Below are 23,783 nucleotides of genomic sequence, written 5' to 3'. Positions count from 1 at the left end.
CGGTCGTTTTTGTCCGGAGAATCGGTTACTTTGCGCCGCCCGATGCCTTGATCCTGTTGTTCAGAAGTCGAAGCATCCGTTTCTGGAAATTGACTGCTTCGACCTCATCGAATCGGGCCTGCAGGCGGTCATGCTCCTCGATTCCCCGAGTCGAGACCTCGGTGACCAGTTCCTGCATCCGCCCGCAGCTCGGCTGAGATGGCAGGGCAAGGATTCGCTTTTCCATGACACGCGCTTGACCGCGGGCAATTTCCGCGTGGCGTTCCTCGTGACGCTTGATGTCGCTCGAAAGCGTGTCCCAGATCATCGACAGCTGTTTGCTTGCGCCACGGCGATTGGTCCATCGCGGCAGAATGATCTGCGTGTGGACGGTCACGCGCGCGCTGCTGACACGGCAACGCCCGCCATCCTGCATATAGGTGGCATCGCCACCGAAGCGGATCTTGGTTGCGCCGGGGTGGCGCGCGGAGGAGCCGCTAGCCGTCGGCCCGCGTATGCTCAGCTGTTCGTCGAGTTCGTCGGCCGTTTTGCCTTTGATGTCGAAATATGAATAGCTCTTTGTTGCCACAACGGCTGCCATTGCCGGGGTTGTCATGAGAACCGATATGGAAACGGCGACAAGGAAAGGCATATAACGCGGCACGGAAAGCATTCTGCAAATACTCATGTTGAAGTTTGCCGGAGCTTGGGGCATAGCCACGGCCAGCGCAATATGAGGGCGCGGTTTTTTCGATCGATAGGATGAATGCCGTTGACTGAGCACGCGAGCAAGCTTTGGCGCGTCGGACATGGTCGCACGATCGAGCTCGGCCCAAAGGCCGTCATCATGGCCATCGTCAACGTCACGCCAGATTCATTTTCCGATGGCGGCCGCCACAGCACTGTCGATGCGGCAGTTGCCCGCGCGCTTGAGGCGGTGAACGAAGGCGCTGCCATCATCGACATCGGCGGGGAATCGACACGTCCCGATGCGGCGCCCGTCAGCGCAGCCGAGGAGCAGGCACGCGTCCTACCGGTCATCGAGGCGCTGCGTGGCAGAAGCGATGTGCTGATCTCTATCGACACCTACAGGGCAGAGACCGCTCGACTGGCGATGGCGGTAGGGGCTGACATCATCAACGACGTGTTCGGCTTGCAAAAAGAGCCCGAGATCGCAACTGTCGCTGCGAAGACGGACGCGGGCCTCTGTCTCATGCACACCGGACGCGAGCGGCGGAAGCTCGCCGATATCATCGCGGACCAGTTCCTGTTTCTCGAACAGTCGCTGGAGATCGCATTCAAGGCCGGCGTCGAGCGGGAGACAATCGTCCTCGATCCGGGATTCGGCTTCGCGAAGGACACGCGGGAAAACATCGAGCTGATGACGCGCTTCAGCGAGCTTCACAAACTGGGGTTCCCGATCCTGGCCGGCACATCGAGAAAGCGCTTCATCGGTGCGATCACCGGGCGCGAAGCGGCTGACCGCGATGCGGGTACGGCCGCGACGAGCGCGCTGCTCCGCCTCCGGGGAGCGGCCATTTTTCGCGTCCACAATGTCGCAATCAACAGGGACGCGCTGGCGGTAGCCGATGCTATGCTGGACGCAGGCAGCGGCTTCGAGCGGAAAGGCACAGCATGAGCATCTCCTACACCATTACCCTTCAGAACTGCGCCTTCTTTGCCCGTCACGGCGTTCACGACGAGGAAGAGTTCCTGGGTCAACGCTTCTTCGTCGATGCCGAACTCGACGTTGTTGCGGGCAACGCGCTCGAAAATGATTCGATCGACGATACCGTGAACTACGGCATCGCCTTCACCGTCATCGAGGAGATCGTGACCGGCAAGCGTCGCTATCTGATCGAGGCGCTGGCGCTCGATATCGCGAAAGGTCTTTGCGAGAAGTTTCCGCAGATCAAGCGCGCCAAGATCACTGTGCGCAAGCCAAATGCTCCGGTGCCCGGCGTTCTCGATTTCGTCCAAGTGAGTATCGAGCATTTTGTCTGATCTCGGCTTTCAAATCGCTACCCTGGGTCTCGGCGGCAACATCGGCGACCCCATTCATTCCATGTCCGTTGCATTGCAGGAGCTGGACAAGCGGCCGGACTGTCGGGTGCTCGCGGTGTCTAGGCTCTTTCGCACACCCCCGTGGGGCAAGACGGACCAGTCCTATTTCTTCAACGCCTGCGCGTTGATCGAAACCACGCTTTCGCCGGAAGCGCTGCTCGACATCTGTCTGGCGATGGAGCGCTCGATGAAGCGCGAGCGCATCGAGCGCTGGGGACCGCGCACGCTCGATATCGACGTGTTGACGTTCGCTGACGTGAAACAGGATGCTCCGCGCCTGGAACTGCCGCATCCGCGCATGACGGGCCGCGGTTTTGTCCTGATGCCGCTTGCCGACGTGGCGCCCGAGCTCGTCGTCGACGGGGAAAAGGTCGGCGACTGGCTGAAGCAGGCCGACATCGAAGGGATCGAGGTCGCGGACGCCAATCAGGATTGGTGGTCAGTTCACTGACAACAAAAAGCGGCGGAAACCGCCGCTTTTTCAAGGTGATGCGTCTTCAGGCTATTCTACGGAGCCGACCGTCATCTCGTCGACCTGGCGGGTCAGGGTCAGGCCAATGACGGGAATCATCTGGCTTTCAACCTTCACTGAAATGGTAACGTTCATCGTCTTGTCGTCGCGAACGCGAGCGATCATCGCGCCGTTGAGCTTCGAGCGATTGATGCCGACGACAACAGTGTCCTCAGTGACCGCGCCCGAGACCACGTCCAGACCTTTGCCGGCTGCGCCGTCCAGGAACTTGCCCTTGTAGCTGCTGCCGGATTGCGAGATCAGCGCCGACATCGGCTGCTTGAACACGCCGACGCGGCAACTTCCATCGAGCTTGATGCCCGTGCCGCCGTCGCTCACAGGCTCGCCGACGAGGTTGCAGGTGAATTTCGTGCCCTTGTATTTTCCGGCCACGATCTCGCCGGGACCTTTCCACGTACCGGCGACCGACTCGAAGAAGGCCTTGTCGCGGGTGGCAGCCGTTGCAGCCGTATCAGCCAATGGCGAGAGGGCTATCGCCGCCAGGCCTAACAGAGAGAGAAACTTGCGCGAGTACATGGATTTTCCTTGGCGAACCGCATCGCTTAACTGCCTCGGAGTTTTGCCCAATAATGGTTAATGCTTGGTTTCCAATGTCCTGAAATGGCCGCGTCAGCAGGGCTTTCGGGCACGTGCAGGGACTTCCGGATCTCGGGTAACATTTTGAATCTGCTCGAAGTCGAGCAAGTCACACGATGTTCGTGGCTTGTGGGTTGATTTCAGCTCTTGCCGCTGCGATCGCCTGCGGTCGGAGACAGGTCGCCGATGAAATCACCGATTCCCGGGCGCTTCATCGCGCGAAATGAAAGCGGCCGGCAGAGATCCATGGCGGCGATTCCGATGCGGGCGGTCATGAGGCCGTTGATCACGCCTTCGCCGAGCCGGGCGGAAAGCTTTGACGCCAAACCGTGACCGAGAACCTGCTGGACGAGGCTGTCGCCGACGGCGATCGATCCCGTTACGGCGAGATGAGCGAGCACGTCGCGCATCAGTCGAATCATCCCGAAGGTTCCGGGGCGGCCGCCGTAGAGATCCGCCATGGCTCTGATGAGCCGGGCGGCTTCATAGAGAACGTAAAGCAGATCGACGATCGCCCGCGGGCTGACGGCGGTCACGATCGAGACGCGCTTCGACGCGTTGACGATGAGGCTGCGCGCCTGCCGGTCGAGGGGCGCCAGCAGTTCCCGCTCGGCAAGGGCAATCAGGTGCGGCGCATCGATGATGTCGTTCTCTGCGGCTTTCAGCGTGGCGCGTCCTCTGGCCGTTTCGGGCTTGGCATGCAGCAACGCTTCAAGCTTCTTGATGAGCGCCCGCGCCTTGGCCGGCTTGGTATCGCGGATCGCCTCGTCGGCTTCGGTCTTGATCGCCTGAACGGCGGCTAGCCGCATCATCCCGGCGGTTTCCTTGAGGACCATGGCGATGACAGCGAGGACGCCGATGCCGAGTGCGGCAAGGGCTGTGTATCCAAGCCAGTCCGCACGGGAAAAGAGGCTGCGAATGAGGCTATCCGTCCACAGGCCAAAAGCCAGCGAAAACAGGACGCCGAATGCACCGAGCGCAATCTTCCCGAAGGCCGTGCCCCGCTTGCGAGGGACTGCCACCGGCAGGGAGGGGAGGTCTTTTTCGGGATTGAGGAAGGGATCGTCCTCATCCGCCGTCAGAACGATCGCCTCAGTGAAGCTTTCCGGCTTGCGGTGCGGTCGGTCGGAGGCGGCTGGCGCAGGCTCGTCAAAAGGAAACGCGCCCGGCGTTCTCTGCTGTGGAGGCTTGATCATGCCAGTCGATCCCCGAAGAGGAACTGCATTGCCCTGTCGAGGCGAATATGCGGCACCGAGAGCTTGATGCCTCCGCTTGTTTCCTCGAGCTGCGGCGGTCTGAAGCGCACGACATTCACATCGGGCAGCGCAACCGGAATGCCAGCCTCGATTTCCGCGAAGAGGGTCTCCGGATTTTCAGGCAGGTCGCCCGGAAAGATCGCCGTTTTCTTCTCGCCGTCGAATCGTTCGCCAGCGATCGTCTCACCCGCGATCGGCGTGCCGACGATGACAGGCAGATCCTGACCGTCGCGCTTTACGGTCGCTTCACGGGTGGCGCGGACCGAGGCAAGTGCCATGACGTCGATGCCGGCGCCGGCCATGCCGATGCGCTGTATGGCGCGATCGACGAGGCGCCGCGTCAAAGCGTCCAGCCGGTGGTGGCTCTCGTGATGCAGATGGTCGGCCTTTGTCGCCGCCACCAGTACCCGATCGATCCTGCGGCCCAGGAGGGCCGAGAGAAGGGAGTTCGAACCCGGCCTGAAGCAGGCCAGCACATCCGTCAGCGCCCGCTCGAGATCCTGTACGGCCTCCGGTCCCCTGTTGATCGCTTGAAGCGCATCGACAAGGACGATCTGGCGGTCGAGCCGGGCGAAGTGATCGCGGAAGAAAGGTTTGACGACGACAGATTTGTAGGCCTCGTAGCGCCGCTCCATCATCGCCCACAGCGATCCTTTCTGCGGCTTGCCGTCGGGCGGTAAAGCGAGCGGCGCGAACGTCAGGGCAGGGGATCCTTCGAGATCTCCGGGGAGCAGGAAGCGTCCCGGCGGCAGCGTCGAAAGCGACCGTTCGTCGGCCTTGCAGGCTTTCAGATAATCCGCGAAAGCGGTGGCAAGATCGCGTGCCTGCATCTCGTCGGCGGCGATGTTGGGGATAGCGTCACCGGTCAGTGATAGCCATTCGCGCGACAGCTCGGCGCGGATGCCGGTGCGAGCCAATGCGATCGTTTCTTCACTGAAGGTGCGGTAGTCCTTGCCGAGCAGTGGCAGATCCAGCAGCCATTCACCGGGATAGTCGACGATATCGATCGACAGGCGCCCGGCCGAGAAAAGCCGGTTCCAGCCGCTGGCGCTCTGGTAATCGAGAGTCAGTCGTAGCTCTGAAATGGCCCGGGTGGAATCGGGCCAGATGCGGTCTTTCGCCAAGGCGCGGATATGGTCCTCGTACTGGAACCGCGGAACGGCGTCGTCGGGTTGCTGCTCCAGGCGCACCGCGGACACCCGGCCGGACTGCACAGGCTCGAACAGCGGCAGCCTGCCGCCGTGCAACAGATTATGGACGAGGGACGAAATGAACACCGTCTTGCCCGAGCGCGACAGCCCGGTCACGCCAAGGCGTACGGTTGGGTGAACCAGGCCGGCAGCGCGGTCGGAAAGGTTGTCGAAGGCGATACGGGCGTCGTCGGCAAACGATGTCAGGCTGGGCGGCAATTTGGAGTTCCGATTGGTTCGTTACAACCATATAGGAACCGATATGCGGCGGGAAAAGGTCGCGAGGAAGCGTCAATCGAACAGGAAATCGACAAGCCGCCAACCGGTTGCAGTCTTATCGCTGTCAAGGACGGCAAGGCCCGCCGGCGGAAAACCGATTGGCAGGGTTTGCGAGAGGGCCTGGTGACCGATCAGAGCCTCCAGCGTCTGCTCCATCGTCGGATTGTGGCCGACGAGCATGACCGATTCGACCGATTGCGCCGCAATGATCGCGATGTAGATGTCAGGCGTTGCTTCATAGAGTTCGTCGACGAACCGGAGATCCACGGCCTCTCCCACCGCGCGATGCACGGCTTCGGCGGTTTCCTTGCAGCGGATCGCGGTCGAGCTCAGCACGAGATCGGGCTTGTAGCCCATATCTGACGCCCTGTCGGCGACGACTTCCGCGTCCGCATATCCCTTCTGGCTGAGCGGACGGTCGAAGTCCTTCTGGCCCGGTTGGGCCCATGCAGCTTCTGCGTGCCGCAAAAGGTAGATTCTGGTCGGAGGCGGAAGGATTGCGGGCATAGAACGATCCATGATGACGCTGGCTTATTCAGTAGCTGTAGGGTCGCCCTTGCGTCAACTATCACCACGATCGCAGTGGACGAGTTCGGACCGGCTAACACTCGATGCTCATGCGACGAATGAAATAATGACGCAAAAATAGTCTGTTAGCTTAAAAATATGACAGATTTAAAAATCTGTTTACCTGGCGTATTGGACTTGAATCAACCGTAGCGCTCGGGATATACAGCCGCCAGATGAGATGTTCTTCAGGAGAATCGCGTTGAGTGAGAAGATCGATCTTAGCAATTACGTACCCTCGGAAGAGGAAGAGTTCATGAACGGCAACCAGCGGGCCTATTTCAGGGCCAAGCTGATTGCCTGGAGGAACGATATCCTTCGCGAGGCGCGTGAAACTCTCGACCATCTGGCCGAGGAAAGCGCGAACCATCCGGACCTCGCAGATCGAGCGTCGTCCGAAACCGACCGAGCCATCGAACTGCGTGCTCGTGATCGTCAGAGAAAGCTGATCTCCAAGATCGATGCAGCACTGCAGCGGATTGAGGACGGCACCTACGGCTACTGTGAGGAGACAGGCGAGCCGATCGGTCTCAGACGGCTTGACGCGCGCCCGATCGCCACGCTGTCCATCGAGGCGCAAGAGCGTCACGAGCGTCGCGAGAAGGTCTACCGGGACGAATAAGCTCTATCATTCAAAAAAGGCGCTGCGATTGCAGCGCCTTTTTTGTTTGAGCCTGCGCGAGCAGGCAATCTTATTTGTCGCGGTTGACGCTCATCTCGCCGAAAATACGGGCAACCTCGTTCTGAAGTGCGGCGTCAGCACCTGTTATCGGGGCCATATCGGGGTCGCGTCGCGGGCCGCTGCCGACAGGTGGTGCGCGATTGGGAACCGGCTGCTGCTGCGGCACGAGGCGCTCGGCGGTGAGGTTTGACGTCATCTCTTCCTCAAGCACACGCTGGAAATCGCTTGGCTGGGCTGTCGGAACGACAGGCGGCGGCACAATGGTCGCGTCGCGCGGTGCTGGCGTCGGGGCGACAGGCGGGGGTGTGATCGCCGGTGCGACAACCGTCGGCTCAAGGCGCTGGTTCGGCAAAACGCGCTGACGGGCGGAATCAAGGATTTCAGCTGCTGCAGCCGGCTCGATAGGCGCGGGCTCAGGGCGGGCGAAGGATTGAGGTTGGGGGCGAGCTTCGAGGATTGGCGCCGGGCGCGGCGCGCGCTCGATCTCGACCGGGGGCGTCGGTCTCGGAGGCGTCGGCATGGCGCGGACATGCGATGACCCGTCATCCGACGGCAACTCCTCGGCAATTGCAACGCTTTCCCTTACCGGAGCGGGTGGGGTGATCGGGCGCGGAGCGACCGGCTCCTGCTGTGCGACGGCAGCCTTTGCCCTTACCGCGATCGGTGTCTCGATCTCGGCTTCACCGCCCGGAAGGATGCGGCTTTCGATGACGATGTCGGTCGGTCCGCCGATCATCACCAGATGCTCGACGTTGTCGCGGCGCACCAGTACCAGACGGCGGCGGGCATCAACGGCGGCGGCGTCGAGAACCTGAAGTCTCGGCTGGCGGTTGCGTCCGCCGCGAACGAAGGGTGAGGGCGCGCGGTTGCGCATGACCCAGAGGACGACGACAAGAAGAAGCAAGCCGATGCCAACACCGCCGGCCGCCAACAGGAAACGGCTGCCGTAATCGCTCATGAGGCTATCGAACATCTTCAGTTACTCCTTTGCGGTTTCAACCACATGACGACTTTTCAGCTTCGTAGACAAGATGCGTGTGCCTTGTCCAGTCGGCAACGGTTGGAAGCCGAACTATGCGCGTGCTACAGCGAGGCGTTAAAGGGGCAAAAGTGGCGCTGTTCCTTGTGAATTCAATCACTCTTCACAGTCTGCGGTGTTTTTGGTGAAGCAGCAAATTGCTAAGAAGGAGGTAATGTGCCTGATTCCTGCTTCGTCTCTCTGGTGCGAATGAAGGCCGGCGGGCAATGCGAGGGACTAGATGACGAAATCGCGTCAGGCCGATAATTTTAGGGAACCGCTCCTGGACCGTGGAGGCCGGGCAGGGACCGCTTTGCGCATTGTTTTGCTCGCCCTGGTGCTAATCGCCGCCGCTGCCGCCTTTGTGGTCTTCAAGCGGTCGCTCGATAACGAGATGGTGCTTGGCGTGCTTGGCGTGCTGGCGATGGTCGGCATATTTTTCCTTGTCTCGTCGATCATCGGTTTTATCGAAGTGATGCCGCAACGGCAGTCGGACAGTCTGGCCCGCGCCTTTCTCAACAGCCATCCTGACGGTTCTCTGATCACCGACGACAAGGGGCGTATCGTCTACGCCAACGCCGCCTACGGACAGCTGACGGGGGCAAGGAAATCCACTGAGGTCCAGACGCTCGAGGCGCTCCTGTCGCGCCATCGCGAGTCGAACGAAGCTCTTTATCGTCTTTCCAATGGTTTGAGAGAAGGCAAGGAAGGCCGCGAGGAATTTCGGCTTCTGCGCGCGCTCGGTCCTTCCAACAACGGCTCCGGCGCTCACTGGTACCGCCTGAAGGCGCGAATTCTTGAGGGTCAGGAGGGCGGCGGCAAGCCGCTGCGCATCTGGCAGATCAGCGACATCACGTCGGACCGCGACGATCAGGAGCGTTTCTTCAAGGAGCTTCAGAACGCGATCGATTATCTCGATCACGCGCCGGCGGGATTCTTCTCGGCCGGTCGCAAGGGCGAGATCTTCTATCTGAACGCGACGCTCGCCGAATGGCTGGGGATCGATCTTACGAAATTCGTGCCGGGTTCGATGACTATCGGCGATCTCGTTGCGGGCGAGGGGCTGGCGCTCATTCAGTCGGTTCAGGCCGAACCCGGTCTCAAGAAGACGGTCACGCTCGATCTTGACCTCAAGAAGTCCAACGGCCAGAGCGTTCCGGTTGAGATCGTTCACAGCGTCACTTCCATGCGGGACGGTGCGCCAGGCGAAAGCCGGACCATCGTGCTGACGCGCCGGTCGAACGGCGAAAGCGATCAGTCCGCTTCGGCCGCTGTCATGCGCTTTACGCGTTTCTTCAACAACACGCCGATGGCGATTGCTTCGGTCGATGGCAATGGTCGCATCCTGCGCACCAACGCGCCATTCCTGAAGCTCTTTTCCGGCATCGTGTCGCGCGACGACGTCGAGAACGGCGCGCTCTTCGAGACGATCGTGCAGGACGTCGACAAGCCGCGGCTGCAGCAGGCACTGGCTGCGGCCAAGGACCGGCAGGGCGATATCGCACCGCTGGATTCCAAGACGGCGGCAGACGATTCCCGGCATTTCCGTTTCTACGTCAATGCGGTGATCGACCAGAGCGACGAAGCTCCGGAAGAGGCCGCGATCGTCTATGCCGTTGAAGTGACGGAGCAAAAGGCTCTCGAAGCGCAGATGGCGCAGACGCAGAAGATGAATGCCGTCGGCACACTGGCGGGCGGCATCGCGCACGACTTCAACAACGTTCTGACCGCGATCCTCTTGTCGTCCGATCACCTGCTGCTGCAGGCCCGCCCTGCCGATCCGGGCTTTGCCGATCTCATGGAGATCAAGCGGAACGCCAATCGTGCGGCCGTTCTCGTGCGGCAGTTGCTGGCGTTCTCGCGCAAGCAGACGATGCGGCCGAGCGTGCTCAATTTGACCGATGTCGTCGGCGATCTCCGGATGCTGGTGGACCGACTGCTGTCGGGAACCAACGTCAAGCTCGATGTCGAGTACGGACGCGACCTCTGGCCGGTGAAGACGGATCTGTCACAGTTCGAGCAGGTGCTGATCAACCTTTGCGTCAACGCGCGCGATGCGATGCCGCAGGGCGGCAAGCTGACGGTTCGGACGAAGAACGTCACCGCGGCTGAGGTCGCTGCCTACAACTACTCCTACATGCCGAACGAGGACATGGTCCTGATCGAGGTTTCCGACAACGGAACCGGCATCGCGCCTGAGATCATGGACAAGATCTTCGAGCCGTTCTTCACCACCAAGGAAGTGGGCAAGGGAACGGGCCTCGGCCTTGCGATGGTTTACGGCATCGTCAAGCAATCCGGCGGCTACATCCAGCCGGAGTCCGAGGTCGGCAAGGGCACGACCTTCCGCGTGTTCCTGCCGCGCCACATCGTCGAACCGGCGATCGTTGCCGAGGCTGAGGCCGTCACGCCATCCGCGCAGGCCGCATCTTCGGCAGCGCCGGCTGCCGCTGAAGCCCCGGAAGATCTGACAGGTTCTGCCGTCATCCTGCTGGTGGAGGATGAAGAGGCGGTTCGTCGCGGTGGAAAGCGAATGCTGGAAACGCGCGGCTACACCGTTCACGAGGCTGGATCTGGCGTCGAGGCACTCGACATCATGGACGAGCTCGATGGCAAGGTCGATATCGTCGTCTCCGACGTCGTGATGCCTGAGATGGACGGACCGTCGCTTCTGCGTGAGCTGCGCAAGAAATATCCGGACCTGAAGTTCATCTTCGTTTCCGGCTATGCGGAAGATGCCTTCGCGCGCAATCTACCGCCGGAGTCCAAGTTCGGGTTCCTTCCGAAGCCATTCTCGCTGAAACAGCTGGCTGTTGTCGTCAAGGAGACTCTGGACAGCTAGTTCGATACTTAGATTTTTAGGCGCTATGCGATCTGGATATTAGCGATTGCGTGCTACGAGATCGCAACCGGGAGGCGATCGTGCGCTGGAAAATCTTTGCTGTGTTGGTGGCTCTGTCTTACGTCTGGAGCGTCTGTGCCGATTTGAGCGGCGTGCCGCGATCGCAAATGATGATGATCGGCAGCATGTGTCTGGGCTTGTTTTCCACCATCGGCGTTTTGCTTTACGCCTTTGAGCGCGAGCTGTTCAGCGGGTGGTTCTGGACATGGTTTTCACGCGTCTACCTGGCGTGGACTTGCACGTTCGGGGCTGTGGTCGTGCTGCGGACAGCCATATTAGCTTACAGTGTCGGGCCGATGGCAGGCATTGCGCTGCTTTGCATCGTCGCGTTCATAGGCGCCGTGTACTTCTTTCAGTGGCTGGCGCTATCTCGCCATGCGCGAGGCGAACTACTTCGCTGATCCGGACCTGGTCTGGCGTCGAGGAGGCGCCTGAACGCCTCCTCAGGTTGCCATCAGCCGCCGAGGGCGACTGCGATCTCGGCCGCGAGGCGGGCGTTATTTTCAACCAGAGCGATGTTGGTCTTCAGGCTCTGACCGTCGGTGAGATCGAAGATCGTGCTCAGCAGGTACGGCGTGACTGATTTGCCGCTGATCTCGTCGCGTTCGGCACTATCGAGCGCGCGCTCGATATAGATTTCCATTTCCTCGCGCGGAATCTCGTCCGCTTCCGGAACGGGATTTGCAATCAGCATGCCGCCATCGATGCCGAGCTGCTCGCGGACGTTCTGGAAGTTGGCGATTGCCGCGGGGCTATTCAGCGTCAGCGGGCTGCGCAGGCCGGAGGAGCGCGACCAGAAAGCGGGGAATTCCTCGCTCTCATAGGTCACAACGGGCACGCCTGATGTTTCCAGCACTTCGAGCGTCTTCGGAATGTCGAGGATCGCCTTGGCGCCGGCGCAGACGACGATCACGCCGGTGCGGCCCAGTTCCTCGAGGTCGGCGGAGATATCGAAGCTCTCCTCGGCGCCCCGGTGCACGCCGCCGATGCCGCCTGTCGCGAAGACCTTGATGCCTGCGAGCTCCGCAGCGATCATTGTCGCGGCGACGGTGGTGGCGCCGTGCCGGCGCTCCGCGATCGCAAAAGCGAGGTCGGCGCGCGATACTTTCAGCACATCCTTTGCCTGCGCCAGCTGCTCAAGCTGGTCCGGCTCCAGGCCGACATGCAGCGTGCCGTGGATGACGGCGATCGTTGCCGGGACGGCGCCCTGTTCGCGGATGATCGATTCGACGCTGCGCGCCATTTCGATGTTTCCGGGATAGGGCATGCCGTGGGTGATGATCGTCGATTCCAGAGCCACGATCGGCGCGCCGCGCTGCTTGGCGCTTGCGACTTCCTTCGAATAGACAATCGGAAGGAGGGGGGAGACCTGTTTCGTCATTGTAGCTTCCATTTCATCGTATTGCGCTTCAATGCAGAATTCTCGCCTGCGGGACAAGTGCAAGCGTTTCCTTCAGCAGATCGACGGAGAGGTTTTCGTTGACCGCATGCGGCGACTGGACGGTGAGGGCGGCTGCGGCGGCACCCTGGCGAACCGCATCCGAGATCGGCATGTCGTTGAGAAGCGCCGCGATCACGCCCGCAGCCATGGAGTCGCCGGCGCCGGTGACATCAGCGACATTGTCGACCGTTGCCGGCTGAAGCGCCACGACGCGCGTTCCTTCAAAAGCGATGAGCTCCCGCTGGCCCCGGGTCACAACCCCGCCCTTCAAACCGATGTCCCTGAGGAGTGACGCCCAGTGAGCAGGGTCGTTCGGCCGCTCTCCCGTCAGCGCCGCGGCTTCCGCTTCGTTAAGGAACAGGTAGTCGAGACCATTGAGGCAGGCTTGCAGCTTGATTGCCTTGGCGGGCGAGATCGCGATGGCGCCAGTGCGCTTGCCGAGCGCGCCAGCGCGCGCGACGATCGCATGCAGCGTTTCCGCAGGCAGGTTGGCATCGAAGAGGATGAAGTCGGTTTCGGCAAAAGCATCGCGGATGGAGCGGATCGACAGGCGTCTTGGCACGAACATCTGGTAAAGGTCCATGTCGGCCAGCGCGATGACCAGATTGCCGTCCCGTTCGATGATTGCCGTGTAACTCGGCGTCTTGCGGTCGAGAAAGACGAAAGGGCGATCGATGACGCCGGCGAAATCCGCGGCCTCGCTGACCATCTCTCCGGTCGGGTCGCCGCCGCGAGGCGATATCAATGTCACGTCAAAGCCGAGCCTGGCCAGATTGCGGGCTGCATTGAAGCCGCCGCCGCCCGGCTCCTCGAACCACGTCCCGGGGTTGCTCGCGCCTTCCGCCGTCTGTCCGGAGATGCGGCCGCGCCGGTCGATATGAGCGCCGCCGAGAACGAGAATCTTCTTCCGCATTACCTGACCTTCAATTCCGTCTCAGTTCGAATCGTCCCGCACTTCAGCACCGGCGGCGCCAGCAGGGCAGTCGCTAAGCCATTGCTTTGCTTTGTTAAAACAAATCTAGAACACACGGCATTTTACCTTGTTATTTCAATAATTTGAATGGCGCTTGCCTTATGGGAACAAATCCAGTACAAAATCGACATTGGCGGCAACATTGCTTGAGCGGCTTCAATAACCTAAAGGTGGATCGAATGTCACAGAATTCATTGCGGCTCGTAGAGGACAAATCGGTGGACAAAAGCAAGGCACTTGAAGCGGCACTCTCACAGATCGAGCGGTCGTTCGGCAAGGGCTCTATCATGAAGCTGGGCTCGAACGAGAGCGTGGTCGAGATCGAGACGGTATCGACCGGCTCTCTCGGCCTCGATATCGCGCTCGGCATTGGCGGCCTGCCGAAGGGCCGCATCATCGAAGTTTACGGGCCTGAGAGCTCGGGTAAGACGACGCTGGCGCTGCAGACCATTGCGGAAGCGCAGAAGAAGGGCGGCATCTGCGCCTTCGTCGACGCCGAGCACGCGCTCGATCCGGTCTACGCACGCAAGCTCGGGGTCGATCTGCACAATCTGCTGATCTCCCAGCCCGATACAGGCGAGCAGGCGCTCGAGATCACCGATACGCTGGTCCGCTCCGGCGCGGTCGACGTACTGGTGGTGGATTCGGTTGCGGCTCTGACGCCGCGTGCCGAAATCGAAGGCGAAATGGGCGACAGCCTGCCGGGCCTCCAGGCTCGACTGATGAGCCAGGCGCTGCGCAAGCTGACTGCATCGATCTCGAAGTCGAAGACCATGGTGATCTTCATCAACCAGATCCGCATGAAGATCGGCGTCATGTTCGGTTCGCCGGAAACGACGACCGGCGGCAACGCGCTGAAGTTCTACGCTTCCGTGCGCCTCGACATCCGCCGTATCGGCCAGGTCAAGGAGCGCGAAGAGGTGATCGGCAACCAGACGCGCGTCAAGGTCGTCAAGAACAAGATGGCGCCTCCCTTCAAGCAGGTCGAATTCGACATCATGTATGGCGAAGGTGTCTCCAAGACGGGCGAGTTGATTGATCTGGGCGTCAAGGCCGGCATCGTGGAAAAGTCGGGTGCTTGGTTCTCCTACAGCAGCCAGCGCCTTGGCCAGGGCCGCGAGAACGCCAAGATCTTCCTGCGTGATAATCCCGAGGTGATGCGCGAGATCGAGACGTCGATCCGCCAAAATGCGGGCCTGATCGCCGATCAACTCCAGAATGGCGGTCCCGACGCCAACGATGGCGATGATGACTCGTAAGCCTTAGGCAACTTAATCGTTTGAAACCGGCCGTGTTCCTTGATCAGAATGCGGCCGGTTTTGTTTGTCTGCTGGACAGTGGTTAACGCGGACGATAAAAGCCACTGAATTTAAGCTTAGACCTGCCTTTACGGCAGCATTGAAGGGCATAGCATGAGCGGTGTGAATGATATCCGGTCGACCTTCCTCGACTACTTCAAGAAGAACGGCCACGAAATCGTTCCGTCGAGCCCCTTGGTGCCTCGCAACGATCCGACGTTGATGTTCACCAACGCCGGCATGGTGCAGTTCAAGAATGTCTTCACCGGTCTCGAGCAGCGTCCTTACAAGACAGCATCGACCGCCCAGAAGTGCGTGCGCGCCGGCGGCAAGCACAACGACCTCGATAATGTCGGCTATACGGCGCGGCATCACACCTTCTTCGAAATGCTCGGCAATTTCTCTTTCGGCGATTACTTCAAGGAACAGGCGATCGAGCATGCCTGGACGCTGATCACCAAGGAATTTGGCCTCGATGCCAAGCGCCTGCTGGTCACCGTCTATCACACCGACGACGAAGCCTTTAATCTCTGGAAGAAGATCGCCGGTCTGTCCGACGATAAGATCATCCGTATCGCGACCAGCGACAATTTCTGGGCGATGGGCGATACCGGTCCCTGCGGTCCCTGTTCCGAGATCTTCTACGACCACGGCGACCATATCTGGGGCGGCCCTCCCGGCTCTCCGGAAGAGGACGGCGACCGTTTCATCGAGATCTGGAATCTCGTCTTCATGCAGTACGAGCAGCTCACCAAGGAAGAGCGCGTCGACCTGCCGCGTCCGTCGATCGACACCGGGATGGGTCTCGAGCGCGTGGCGGCTGTCCTGCAGGGCAAGCACGACAACTACGACATCGATCTTTTCCGCGCCCTGATCGAGGCCTCGGAAGAGGCGACCGGCGTCAAGGCCGAGGGCGAGCAGCGCGCCAGCCACCGCGTCATCGCCGACCATTTGCGCTCGTCTGCCTTCCTGATCGCCGACGGCGTGTTGCCGTCGGCCGAAGGTCGCGGTTACGTTCTGCGTCGCATCATGCGCCGCGCCATGCGTCATGCCGAACTGCTCGGCGCCCGCGAGCCGCTGATGTGGAAACTCCTGCCGGCGCTGATCCAGCAGATGGGCCGCGCCTATCCGGAACTGGTGCGCGCCGAAGCGCTGATCACCGAGACGCTGAAGCTTGAGGAAACCAAGTTCCGCACGACGCTGAAGCGCGGCCTGTCGCTGCTGTCAGACGCGACGACGACCCTCGGCAAGGGCGACATGCTCGATGGCGAAACGGCCTTCAAGCTCTACGACACCTACGGCTTCCCGCTCGACCTGACGCAGGATGCGTTGCGCGCTCGCGAAATCAGCGTCGATCTCGCCGGCTTCACCGATGCCATGGAGCGCCAGAAGGCCGAAGCCCGTTCGCATTGGGCCGGCTCCGGCGATAAGGCGACCGAAACCATCTGGTTCGAGCTGCGCGACAAGCACGGGGCAACCGAATTCCTCGGCTATGACACCGAGACTGCCGAAGGCGTTGTACACGCGATCGTCAAGGACGGTGTTGCCGTCGACGCGGCCGCCAAGGGCGACAAGGTGCAGATCGTCGTCAACCAGACGCCGTTCTACGGAGAATCCGGCGGCCAGATGGGTGATGCCGGCATCATCTCCTCCGACACCGCGAAGATCGAGATTTCCGACACGCAGAAGCGCGGCGAGGGGCTTTTCGTCCACACCGGCACCGTGGTCGAGGGCAGCGTCAAGGCTGGCGATGCGGTTGCGATGACCGTCGATCACGCCCGCCGTTCGCGCATCCGCGCCAACCACTCGGCGACCCACCTGCTGCATGAAGCGCTGCGCGAAGTTCTCGGCACGCACGTCGCGCAGAAGGGCTCGCTGGTTGCGCCGGAACGCCTGCGTTTCGACGTCTCGCATCCGAAGCCGATGACGGCGGAAGAGCTGAAGCGCGTCGAGGACATGGCCAACGAGATCATCTTGCAGAATTCGCCTGTCACGACGCGCCTGATGAGCGTCGACGACGCGATCGCGGAAGGTGCGATGGCGCTCTTCGGCGAGAAGTACGGCGAGGAAGTGCGCGTGGTCTCGATGGGCCGCGGGCTGCATGGCGCCAAGGCGGGCAAGGCCTACTCGGTCGAGCTCTGCGGCGGTACGCATGTGTCGGCGACCGGTGACATTGGCCTGGTGCGCATTCTCGGCGACAGCGCGGTAAGCTCCGGTGTGCGCCGCCTCGAGGCGGTGACCGGCGAGCCGGCGCGTGCCTATCTTGCCGAGCAGGACGAACGCGTGAAGGCGCTTGCCGGGGCGCTCAAGGTTCAGCCGGGCGACGTGCTGTCGCGCGTCGAGGCGCTGATGGACGAGCGCCGCAAGCTCGAAAAGGAATTGGCGGACGCCAAGCGCAAGCTTGCCATGGGCGGCGGGCAGGGCCGCTCCGATGATGCTGTGCGTGAAGTCGGCGGCGTGAAATTCCTTGGCAAGGCGATCTCGGGCGTGGATCCGAAGGATCTCAAGGGTCTCGCCGACGACGGCAAGGCAAGCCTCGGCTCCGGCGTCGTTGCTCTGATCGGCGTATCCGACGATGGCAAGGCAAGCGCCGTTGTTGCCGTCACGCCTGACCTGACTGGCCGTTTCAGCGCTGTCGATCTCGTCCGCGTCGCATCGGCGGCATTGGGCGGAAAGGGCGGCGGCGGCCGTCCCGACATGGCGCAAGCCGGTGGTCCCGACGGTGCGAAGGCCGATGAGGCGATCGAAGCCGTGGCGCTCGCGCTCGCAAGCTGAGCGTACCGAACTACATCGATTTTTGGAAAGGCGGGTTGATCCCGCCTTTTTCTTTGCGTGGTCGTCGAAGTCCGCAGGATTTGTCAAATCACGCTATGGTTCTGTGTGGCCGATCGGTTTGCAAGAGGTTCTGACATGAATGGCGCAACGGCATGGACGCTCTATGAAGCCCGGCTTCGCCGGGTATCGGCCCATATCCACACTCATCTCGACGAAGAGCTGGATATGGACAAGCTTGCGGAGATCGCCTGCATGTCGAGCTATCACTGGCATAGGGTCTACCGTGCCATTCATGGCGAGACGCTTGCCGCGACCGTAAAGCGGTTGCGGCTGCATCGTGCCGCAGGCGATATTGTGGGCACGCATCTTTCAGTTGGGGACATTGCAAAGCGATCAGGCTATCCCAACCTCCAGTCATTCAACCGTATTTTCAAGTCGGTCTACGGCATGCCGCCGGCGCAATACCGGAAGAAGGGTAGTCACACAGCGTTTGAACCTTCACCTAACGGAAAGATCACAGCGATGTTTGATGTTACCTTACGCAAGATTGAGCCAATTCAATTGATTGGCGTACCGCACTTCGGCTCCTACATGCAGATCGGCCAGGCCTTCGAGACACTGTTCGGCACCCTGCATGTCCGCGGATTGGCGAAGCCAACGATGCGGATGATCGGTGTGTACTTCGACGATCCCGATATCGTGCCGGCCGACAAGCTGCGCTCCATCGCGTGCGTGAGCACTGATGGGGAGGTTGCTGTCGCGCCGCCACTGCAGGCCCAGATGCTTGATGGCGGCGAGTATGCCGTCCTGCGGCACAAGGGGCCGTATGCCGATATGCACAAGGCCTACCTGTGGCTCTACGCGGAGTGGCTGCCCGCCTCCGGCCGGCAGCTACGCGACAGTCTGATGTTCGAGGAATACCTCAACAACCCTCGCGATGTACCGCCGACGGAGCTTCTGACCGAGATCTACATGCCGCTTGGCTAGCCTATTCGGCCGCCTTCATGGAAACGTCGTCTATTTCCGACGCCCGCTTGTAGCTGGGACGTTCCATCAGGCGGCCGAAATAATCGACGAAAGCCTGACGCTTCTCGATCGTGCCGAAGCCCATGCCCCAGCCGATATGCGAGCCGACATAGACGTCAGCCGCAGTGAAGCGGTTGCCGGCGATATAGGGCGAGGCACCGACGGCCTTCTCCAATGTGTTCATGACATCCGAGAAGCTGCCATAACCCGCCATGCGGCTCTTGTCGGCCGGTGTTTCGAAGCCCAGCGCCTTGTTGGTCGCTGCGGCTTCGAGCGGCCCGGCTGCAAAGAACATCCAGCGATAGTAGTTGCCACGTTCCTCCGGCTTCGGGGCGAGCTCCACTTCCGGAAAGGTGTCGGCGAGGTAGGCGCATATCGCCGCGCATTCGGTCACGATGGTCTTGCCGTGACGGATCGCGGGCACCTTGCCCATGGGGTTTACGGCGAGATACTCGGGTGACTTCATCGCGCCGTCGAAGCCGACGATCTCCGTCGTATACGGTACGCCGGTCTCTTCCAGCATCCAGCGGGCGATGCGGCCGCGCGACATCGGGTTTGTGTAGAGCGTCAGTTCCTCTGCCATTCGTTCCTCCTGCTGTTGCATTATCATCGTTACCCCTCGACGCAGCCCATCCCGACCGTCAGCCTGGAAATAGGACAGCGCGGATCGAAGCAAAGTCCGCGTGTTCGATCAAAGCGCCTTGCGATACTGGATGAAGCCGGAGCGCGTGGCGATCCGGTCATATAATTTTCGGGCGGTCGCGTTGGTTTCATGCGTCATCCAGTAGAGCCGCCCGGCGCCATTTTCCCGCGCAAGGTCGGCGACCGCATCGATCAGGGCAGCACCGGTGCCGAGGCCGCGCTGATCGCCTTCCACGTAGAGGTCCTGAAGATAGCACGTCCATTTCGGCAACCAGGTCGAGCGATGGAAGATGGCATGGACGATGCCGACAAGTTTTCCCTCGGGATCGAATGCGCCGAGCGCATGCATGTCCTCGGCAGGGTCGTGGAACCGGCTCCATGTCAGGTCGGTCGTTTCGTCGGGAATGACGACTTCATAAAAGCGCTGGTAGGCGAGCCACAGCGGTTCCCAGGCCGCGCGCTCGGAAGGCTGAAGTGGTCTGATAGTCGCGGTCATTCCAGTTGTTCCCTTGTTATCTTGTCCTGAAACGAAAACGGCGGGGAAATCCCCGCCGTCCATTCTGATATTTGCGTCTGGCTTATGCCATCGCCTTCTGCAGGTTCTCGTCGATCTTGTCGAGGAAGGCGGTGGTCGAGAGCCAAGGCTGATCGGGACCGATGAGCAGCGCCAGGTCCTTGGTCATGAAGCCGGCTTCGACGGTGTCGACGCAGACCTTTTCGAGCGTTGCCGCAAACTTCGCGAGTTCGGCGTTGTCGTCCAGCTTGGCGCGATGCGCGAGGCCGCGGGTCCAGGCGAAGATCGAGGCGATCGAGTTCGTCGAGGTTTCCTGGCCCTTCTGGTGCTGGCGGTAGTGGCGCGTAACCGTGCCGTGCGCAGCTTCAGCTTCGACGGTCTTGCCATCGGGCGTCAGGAGAACGGAGGTCATCAGGCCGAGCGAGCCGAAGCCCTGGGCAACCGTGTCGGACTGGACGTCGCCGTCGTAGTTCTTGCACGCCCAGACGTAGCCGCCGGACCACTTCAGAGCGGAAGCAACCATGTCGTCGATCAGGCGGTGTTCGTAGGTGATGCCGATCTCGTCGAACTTGGCCTTGAATTCGGTCTGGTAGACTTCTTCGAAGATGTCCTTGAAGCGGCCGTCATAGGCCTTCAGGATGGTGTTCTTGGTCGACAGGTAGACCGGCCACTTGCGCATCAGGCCGTACATCATCGAGGCGCGGGCGAATTCGCGGATCGACTCGTCGAGGTTGTACATGGCCATGGCCACGCCGGCGCCCGGAGCGTCGAAGACTTCCTTTTCGATGACCTGGCCGTCTTCACCGACGAACTTTATGGTCAGCTTGCCCTTGCCCGGAAATTTGAAATCGGTGGCGCGGTACTGGTCGCCGAAGGCGTGACGGCCGACAACGATCGGCTTGGTCCAGCCGGGAACGAGGCGCGGAACGTTTTGGCAGATGATCGGCTCGCGGAAGATAACGCCGCCGAGGATGTTGCGGATCGTGCCGTTCGGGCTCTTCCACATCTGCTTGAGGTTGAATTCCTTGACGCGGTCTTCATCAGGCGTGATCGTCGCGCACTTGATGCCGACGCCGTGCTTCTTGATGGCGTTGGCGGCGTCGATCGTCACCTGGTCGTTGGTGGCGTCGCGGTTTTCGACGGAAAGGTCGAAATAGTCGATGTCGAGGTCGAGATACGGATGGATCAGCTTATCCTTGATGAGCTGCCAAATGATGCGAGTCATTTCATCGCCGTCGAGATCGGCGACGGGATTGGCGACCTTGATCTTCTTCATGTATCTGCCTCGTTTAAGCTTGGAGGGACGGGCGTCCCGGGTGGGTGATATGAAATCCCGAGCGCTATAGCATTGTGAGCCGGGAGTGCAAAGCCGCAAGCGTCGCGGCAACGTGCGTTTTTGCGGCATTGCCAAGCAGAGGAAAATGGCTAGTCTCCGCCGCGAGTCCATTGCCCCGGATATCTCGCCATGAAGAAGTTTGCCCTCACTTTTGCCGTTCTCCTCAGTGTTTCAGCCCCGGCTTTCTCGGGAGATCCGACAGCTCCTGTCAAGGAGATCATGGACGCGACAATCAAGAACTGGTCAGGCACGGACAGCGACTGGGTCGACATCTTCGACGACAGCCGTCTGACACGGCTCTACAGCAAGGATTTCGTCACGAAATACAGGGCGGCGGTGCAGAACCCGGCGGCCGATGAGGACGGCATTTCGCCCTTTGATTACGATGTCATCGTCAACGGCCAGGATGCGTGCCCGTTGCAAGACCTCGCCTATGCGCCGAAGGCCGCGGTGAACGGGACGACCGAGGTCGTGGTCACCTTCAAGAAGGCGACCTGCATGGACGACGGATCCGACAAGCAGGCGGTCACCACGGTTCGCTTCGAGGTGATCGACGAGGGAAGCAATTCGGTCATCGACGACGTGATCACCGAAGGCGATGCAGGCCAGCCGCCGAATTCGCTGAAGAACACGATGGTCCTGATCGCCAAGGGCGAGTGAGCCTCAGGATTGAAATTGATTTTATGTCGACCGAGGCTAATTGACCGGTAGGGTAACGATGCGATTCCGCCGCTCCAGGGGCCTGCTGAGTGTTATCAGGTTTTGATTTCCGAGATTGGCTGCTGGCCAACGATCCGGCGCTGTCGCGTCTGAGGGTGGCGTCGCGCGTAACGCTGACGATCGCGCTGTCGTTCGCAGCGCTGCTTGTGACCAGCTACCTGATCGTTCCATTACCCATGGCGTCCTACGGGCTGGGGATCGTGCTGTCGATCGAAGGCGGGGTCGCCGTTCGTGACAAAGGCGGCGCCAGGCAGCTTGTCACGCGGCTGCTCGGCTGCGCGGCGAGCGTGGTCGTCGTCGGCATCTCGGCCAGCCTCGAGGGACATCGTTACGTCTCGGACGGTGTTTTTCTGCTCGTCATTTTTCTTGCCGTCTCGGCGCGCATATTCGGGCCACGCGGGCATGCCATCGGGATGTTCTCGTTCACCTCCTATTTCATGGGTGCCTATTTTCGCCCCCGATCGCCGAGCTTCCGCTTGTCGCGGTCGGTCCTTTGGTATCGGCGCTCATCGGCCATGCCGTCCGTTCGCTGGTGCTGCCTGATGACTGGCGGCGCGATCTGTTGCGGTCTCTGGAAAGCGTCCAGGGCCGTATCAATCAGATCCTTTTCAAGATCGCGGCGCTTGCAGCTGGTGGACATGTCACCGAGGCCGACCGACAGGAGATGAACGGGCTGGAGGAGCGGCTGAAGGAAGTGGTCCTGATGGCCGAAAGCTTCATCCCGCGCCCGCCGAGCGGTGTCCTCGATGCGGCGACGGAGCCTGCCGGAGAACTGGCGATCGGGCTCTTCGACGCTCATCTTGCGGCTGAAAGCGCGATTGTTCTCAGTTCGCAGATGCTACCGGCCTTTGATCTCGTGCATGCGGTGATCGAGGGCGGCCCAATACCGGCAATTCCTGATGTCGCCGGCGATCCCGCTTCGGAAACATCGCACGCCCTGATGAGGCTTGGGGAGGCAAGGGCGCAACTCGCCAAGACGATCGAGCAGGGTCGTTTGACCGGTTTCGCAGAGATAGCAGCGGTCGAGGACACGCCGACAGCGGCCGAAAGGCTCGACTTTTCGCTCGCCAATCCTCTCGTTCGCGCCGCCTTGCAGACGACGCTTGCATCGGCGATCGCAATGACGCTCGGTCTGGCGCTTTCCCGCGATCGATGGTTCTGGGCCGTGCTGGCTTCGTTCCTTGTCTTCACGAACACGAACTCTCGTGGCGACACGGCGATGAAAGCCCTGCAGCGCTCGATCGGGACGCTTTTCGGGATCGCGATCGGCCTCGTGCTCGCCACTCTGTTGAACGGATATGCGCCGGCCGCCTTCGTCGTGACGGGCATTTCGATCTTTCTGGCTTTCTACTTCCTGCAGAGTTCATACGCGACGATGACATTTTTCGTCTCGATCGCACTCTGTCTCGTCTACGGCATGATTGGCTCGTTGACGCTCGACCTTCTCATGCTCCGCATTGAGGAAACGGCGATTGGTGCTGCAGCCGGAACGCTTATCGCCTTCGTGGTCTTTCCTGCGCGCACGCGGGGAGCGCTCGACGGGGTGCTCGCAAAGTGGTTTGCGGCGCTGTCGGAGTTGCTGCAGGCCGCCAAGAACGGTCAAGCGACGCCCGTCTTGATCTCTCTCTCGCAGAAGCTGGATGCCGCTTATCGCGATGTCGCGACGACGGCGCGTCCGCTCGGGTCCTCATGGTCCATTGTCACCAGGCCGGGACATATCCGTCAGACGCTGGCGATCTTTCTCGCCGCCACCTATTGGGCGCGCGTCATGGCAAAGAGCGATATCGGATCCCTCGAGACGGAGGAGAGGCGCGGCCTGATAGAGGCCGATATCGCGCGGCTTACATCTGTCTCAGAGCGGCGGGCGGAGTGCTTCTTCGTCGATCGCAAGAGCTCCAGTGGGACGACAAGGCATCTTGCGCTGTCGAGCGCCAGTTCTCGGCTTGGGGTGGAGATGCTTGGTTCTACGCTCGATCGGCTGTACCCGAACGCTTGACCCTTGCCGTTTCGACC

21 protein-coding genes and 1 pseudogene are annotated in these 23,783 nt (G+C 61.0%); 11 read left to right on the top strand and 11 right to left on the bottom strand.

Annotated elements, in window-relative coordinates; translation table 11 throughout:
- Window positions 1-25 precede the first annotated feature (25 nt).
- Window positions 26-652 carry a DUF922 domain-containing Zn-dependent protease gene (locus tag FZ934_RS07360; protein WP_153272387.1) on the bottom strand — a complete coding sequence of 209 codons (627 nt, stop codon included), beginning with the start codon at window positions 650-652 and terminating at the stop codon, window positions 26-28.
- A gap of 99 nt (window positions 653-751) precedes the next feature.
- Here FZ934_RS07360 and folP point away from each other — a divergent pair, with 99 nt between their 5' ends.
- From folP to folK, 3 genes are read left to right on the top strand one after another with little or no spacing between them, the layout of a single operon-like run.
- Entirely contained in the window at window positions 752-1,618 is an 867-nt protein-coding gene (gene folP, locus FZ934_RS07355; RefSeq protein ID WP_432443605.1) for a dihydropteroate synthase, read from the top strand.
- Entirely contained in the window at window positions 1,615-1,983 is a 369-nt protein-coding gene (folB, locus tag FZ934_RS07350) for a dihydroneopterin aldolase (protein ID WP_153270526.1), read from the top strand. Before folP ends, folB begins: the two co-directional genes overlap by 4 nt.
- Window positions 1,976-2,494 (top strand): 2-amino-4-hydroxy-6-hydroxymethyldihydropteridine diphosphokinase, encoded by a 519-nt coding sequence (folK, locus tag FZ934_RS07345; protein WP_153270525.1) that lies wholly within the window; start codon window positions 1,976-1,978, stop codon window positions 2,492-2,494. The genes folB and folK overlap by 8 nt, the downstream gene beginning before the upstream one ends.
- Window positions 2,495-2,545: 51 nt before the next feature.
- Here the strand turns inward: folK and FZ934_RS07340 are convergent, their stop codons facing one another.
- The 4 genes from FZ934_RS07340 to FZ934_RS07325 all read right to left on the bottom strand — a co-directional run bounded on the left by FZ934_RS07340 (window position 2,546) and on the right by FZ934_RS07325 (window position 6,383).
- Window positions 2,546-3,091, bottom strand: coding sequence for a hypothetical protein (locus tag FZ934_RS07340; protein ID WP_153270524.1), 546 nt, complete (start codon window positions 3,089-3,091; stop codon window positions 2,546-2,548).
- Window positions 3,092-3,291: 200 nt separating this feature from the next.
- Window positions 3,292-4,347 (bottom strand): YcjF family protein, encoded by a 1,056-nt coding sequence (locus tag FZ934_RS07335; protein WP_153270523.1) that lies wholly within the window; start codon window positions 4,345-4,347, stop codon window positions 3,292-3,294.
- Entirely contained in the window at window positions 4,344-5,816 is a 1,473-nt protein-coding gene (locus tag FZ934_RS07330; protein ID WP_153270522.1) for a YcjX family protein, read from the bottom strand. The genes FZ934_RS07335 and FZ934_RS07330 overlap by 4 nt, the downstream gene beginning before the upstream one ends.
- 72 nt (window positions 5,817-5,888) lie before the next feature.
- On the bottom strand, window positions 5,889-6,383 hold the full coding sequence (locus FZ934_RS07325; protein ID WP_153270521.1) for a SixA phosphatase family protein: 495 nt from the start codon (window positions 6,381-6,383) through the stop codon (window positions 5,889-5,891).
- A gap of 262 nt (window positions 6,384-6,645) precedes the next feature.
- Between FZ934_RS07325 and dksA the strand changes: the two genes are divergently transcribed.
- Window positions 6,646-7,065 carry an RNA polymerase-binding protein DksA gene (gene dksA, locus FZ934_RS07320; RefSeq protein WP_153270520.1) on the top strand — a complete coding sequence of 140 codons (420 nt, stop codon included), beginning with the start codon at window positions 6,646-6,648 and terminating at the stop codon, window positions 7,063-7,065.
- Between the two features lie 70 nt (window positions 7,066-7,135).
- On the opposite strand, the gene FZ934_RS07315 is transcribed toward dksA, so the two are convergent.
- A complete protein-coding gene (locus FZ934_RS07315; RefSeq protein WP_194273766.1) occupies window positions 7,136-8,098 on the bottom strand; it encodes a flagellar biosynthetic protein FliO in 963 nt (320 codons plus the stop codon).
- Between the two features lie 286 nt (window positions 8,099-8,384).
- Between FZ934_RS07315 and cckA the strand changes: the two genes are divergently transcribed.
- Window positions 8,385-10,985, top strand: coding sequence for a cell cycle histidine kinase CckA (cckA, locus tag FZ934_RS07310; RefSeq protein WP_153270518.1), 2,601 nt, complete (start codon window positions 8,385-8,387; stop codon window positions 10,983-10,985).
- Between the two features lie 80 nt (window positions 10,986-11,065).
- On the top strand, window positions 11,066-11,446 hold the full coding sequence (locus FZ934_RS07305) for a hypothetical protein (protein WP_153270517.1): 381 nt from the start codon (window positions 11,066-11,068) through the stop codon (window positions 11,444-11,446).
- Between the two features lie 53 nt (window positions 11,447-11,499).
- Here FZ934_RS07305 and FZ934_RS07300 read toward each other — a convergent pair whose 3' ends face one another.
- Both FZ934_RS07300 and FZ934_RS07295 read right to left on the bottom strand, forming a co-directional pair.
- The gene (locus FZ934_RS07300) at window positions 11,500-12,426 is read right to left on the bottom strand and encodes a pseudouridine-5'-phosphate glycosidase (protein ID WP_153270516.1); all 927 of its coding nucleotides are present in this window, start codon (window positions 12,424-12,426) and stop codon (window positions 11,500-11,502) included.
- 28 nt (window positions 12,427-12,454) lie between these two features.
- Window positions 12,455-13,399, bottom strand: a complete 945-nt coding sequence (locus FZ934_RS07295) for a carbohydrate kinase family protein (protein ID WP_153270515.1) — start codon at window positions 13,397-13,399, stop codon at window positions 12,455-12,457.
- A 239-nt stretch (window positions 13,400-13,638) separates the two neighbouring features.
- Here FZ934_RS07295 and recA point away from each other — a divergent pair, with 239 nt between their 5' ends.
- The 3 genes from recA to FZ934_RS07280 all read left to right on the top strand — a co-directional run bounded on the left by recA (window position 13,639) and on the right by FZ934_RS07280 (window position 18,519).
- Complete coding sequence (recA, locus tag FZ934_RS07290; protein WP_153270514.1) at window positions 13,639-14,718, top strand: recombinase RecA; 1,080 nt, start codon at window positions 13,639-13,641, stop codon at window positions 14,716-14,718.
- A gap of 153 nt (window positions 14,719-14,871) precedes the next feature.
- Window positions 14,872-17,532, top strand: a complete 2,661-nt coding sequence (gene alaS / locus FZ934_RS07285) for an alanine--tRNA ligase (protein ID WP_153270513.1) — start codon at window positions 14,872-14,874, stop codon at window positions 17,530-17,532.
- Window positions 17,533-17,667: 135 nt separating this feature from the next.
- Window positions 17,668-18,519 (top strand): AraC family transcriptional regulator, encoded by an 852-nt coding sequence (locus tag FZ934_RS07280; RefSeq protein ID WP_153270512.1) that lies wholly within the window; start codon window positions 17,668-17,670, stop codon window positions 18,517-18,519.
- Between the two features lies 1 nt (window position 18,520).
- Here FZ934_RS07280 and FZ934_RS07275 read toward each other — a convergent pair whose 3' ends face one another.
- From FZ934_RS07275 to FZ934_RS07265, 3 genes are all read right to left on the bottom strand, one after another.
- A complete protein-coding gene (locus tag FZ934_RS07275; protein WP_153270511.1) occupies window positions 18,521-19,141 on the bottom strand; it encodes a glutathione S-transferase family protein in 621 nt (206 codons plus the stop codon).
- Window positions 19,142-19,249: 108 nt separating this feature from the next.
- Window positions 19,250-19,696 (bottom strand): GNAT family N-acetyltransferase, encoded by a 447-nt coding sequence (locus FZ934_RS07270; RefSeq protein WP_153270510.1) that lies wholly within the window; start codon window positions 19,694-19,696, stop codon window positions 19,250-19,252.
- Window positions 19,697-19,778: 82 nt separating this feature from the next.
- Window positions 19,779-20,990, bottom strand: a complete 1,212-nt coding sequence (locus FZ934_RS07265) for an NADP-dependent isocitrate dehydrogenase (protein ID WP_113521065.1) — start codon at window positions 20,988-20,990, stop codon at window positions 19,779-19,781.
- 189 nt (window positions 20,991-21,179) lie between these two features.
- Here FZ934_RS07265 and FZ934_RS07260 point away from each other — a divergent pair, with 189 nt between their 5' ends.
- The gene (locus tag FZ934_RS07260) at window positions 21,180-21,710 is read left to right on the top strand and encodes a hypothetical protein (protein ID WP_153270509.1); all 531 of its coding nucleotides are present in this window, start codon (window positions 21,180-21,182) and stop codon (window positions 21,708-21,710) included.
- 89 nt (window positions 21,711-21,799) lie between these two features.
- Window positions 21,800-23,766: pseudogene (locus tag FZ934_RS07255) on the top strand (FUSC family protein).
- Window positions 23,767-23,783 lie beyond the last annotated feature (17 nt).

This window comes from Rhizobium grahamii (genome assembly GCF_009498215.1).
Classification (GTDB): Bacteria; Pseudomonadota; Alphaproteobacteria; order Rhizobiales; family Rhizobiaceae; genus Rhizobium; species Rhizobium grahamii_A.
This window is presented reverse-complemented; position numbering and strand designations above follow the sequence as displayed.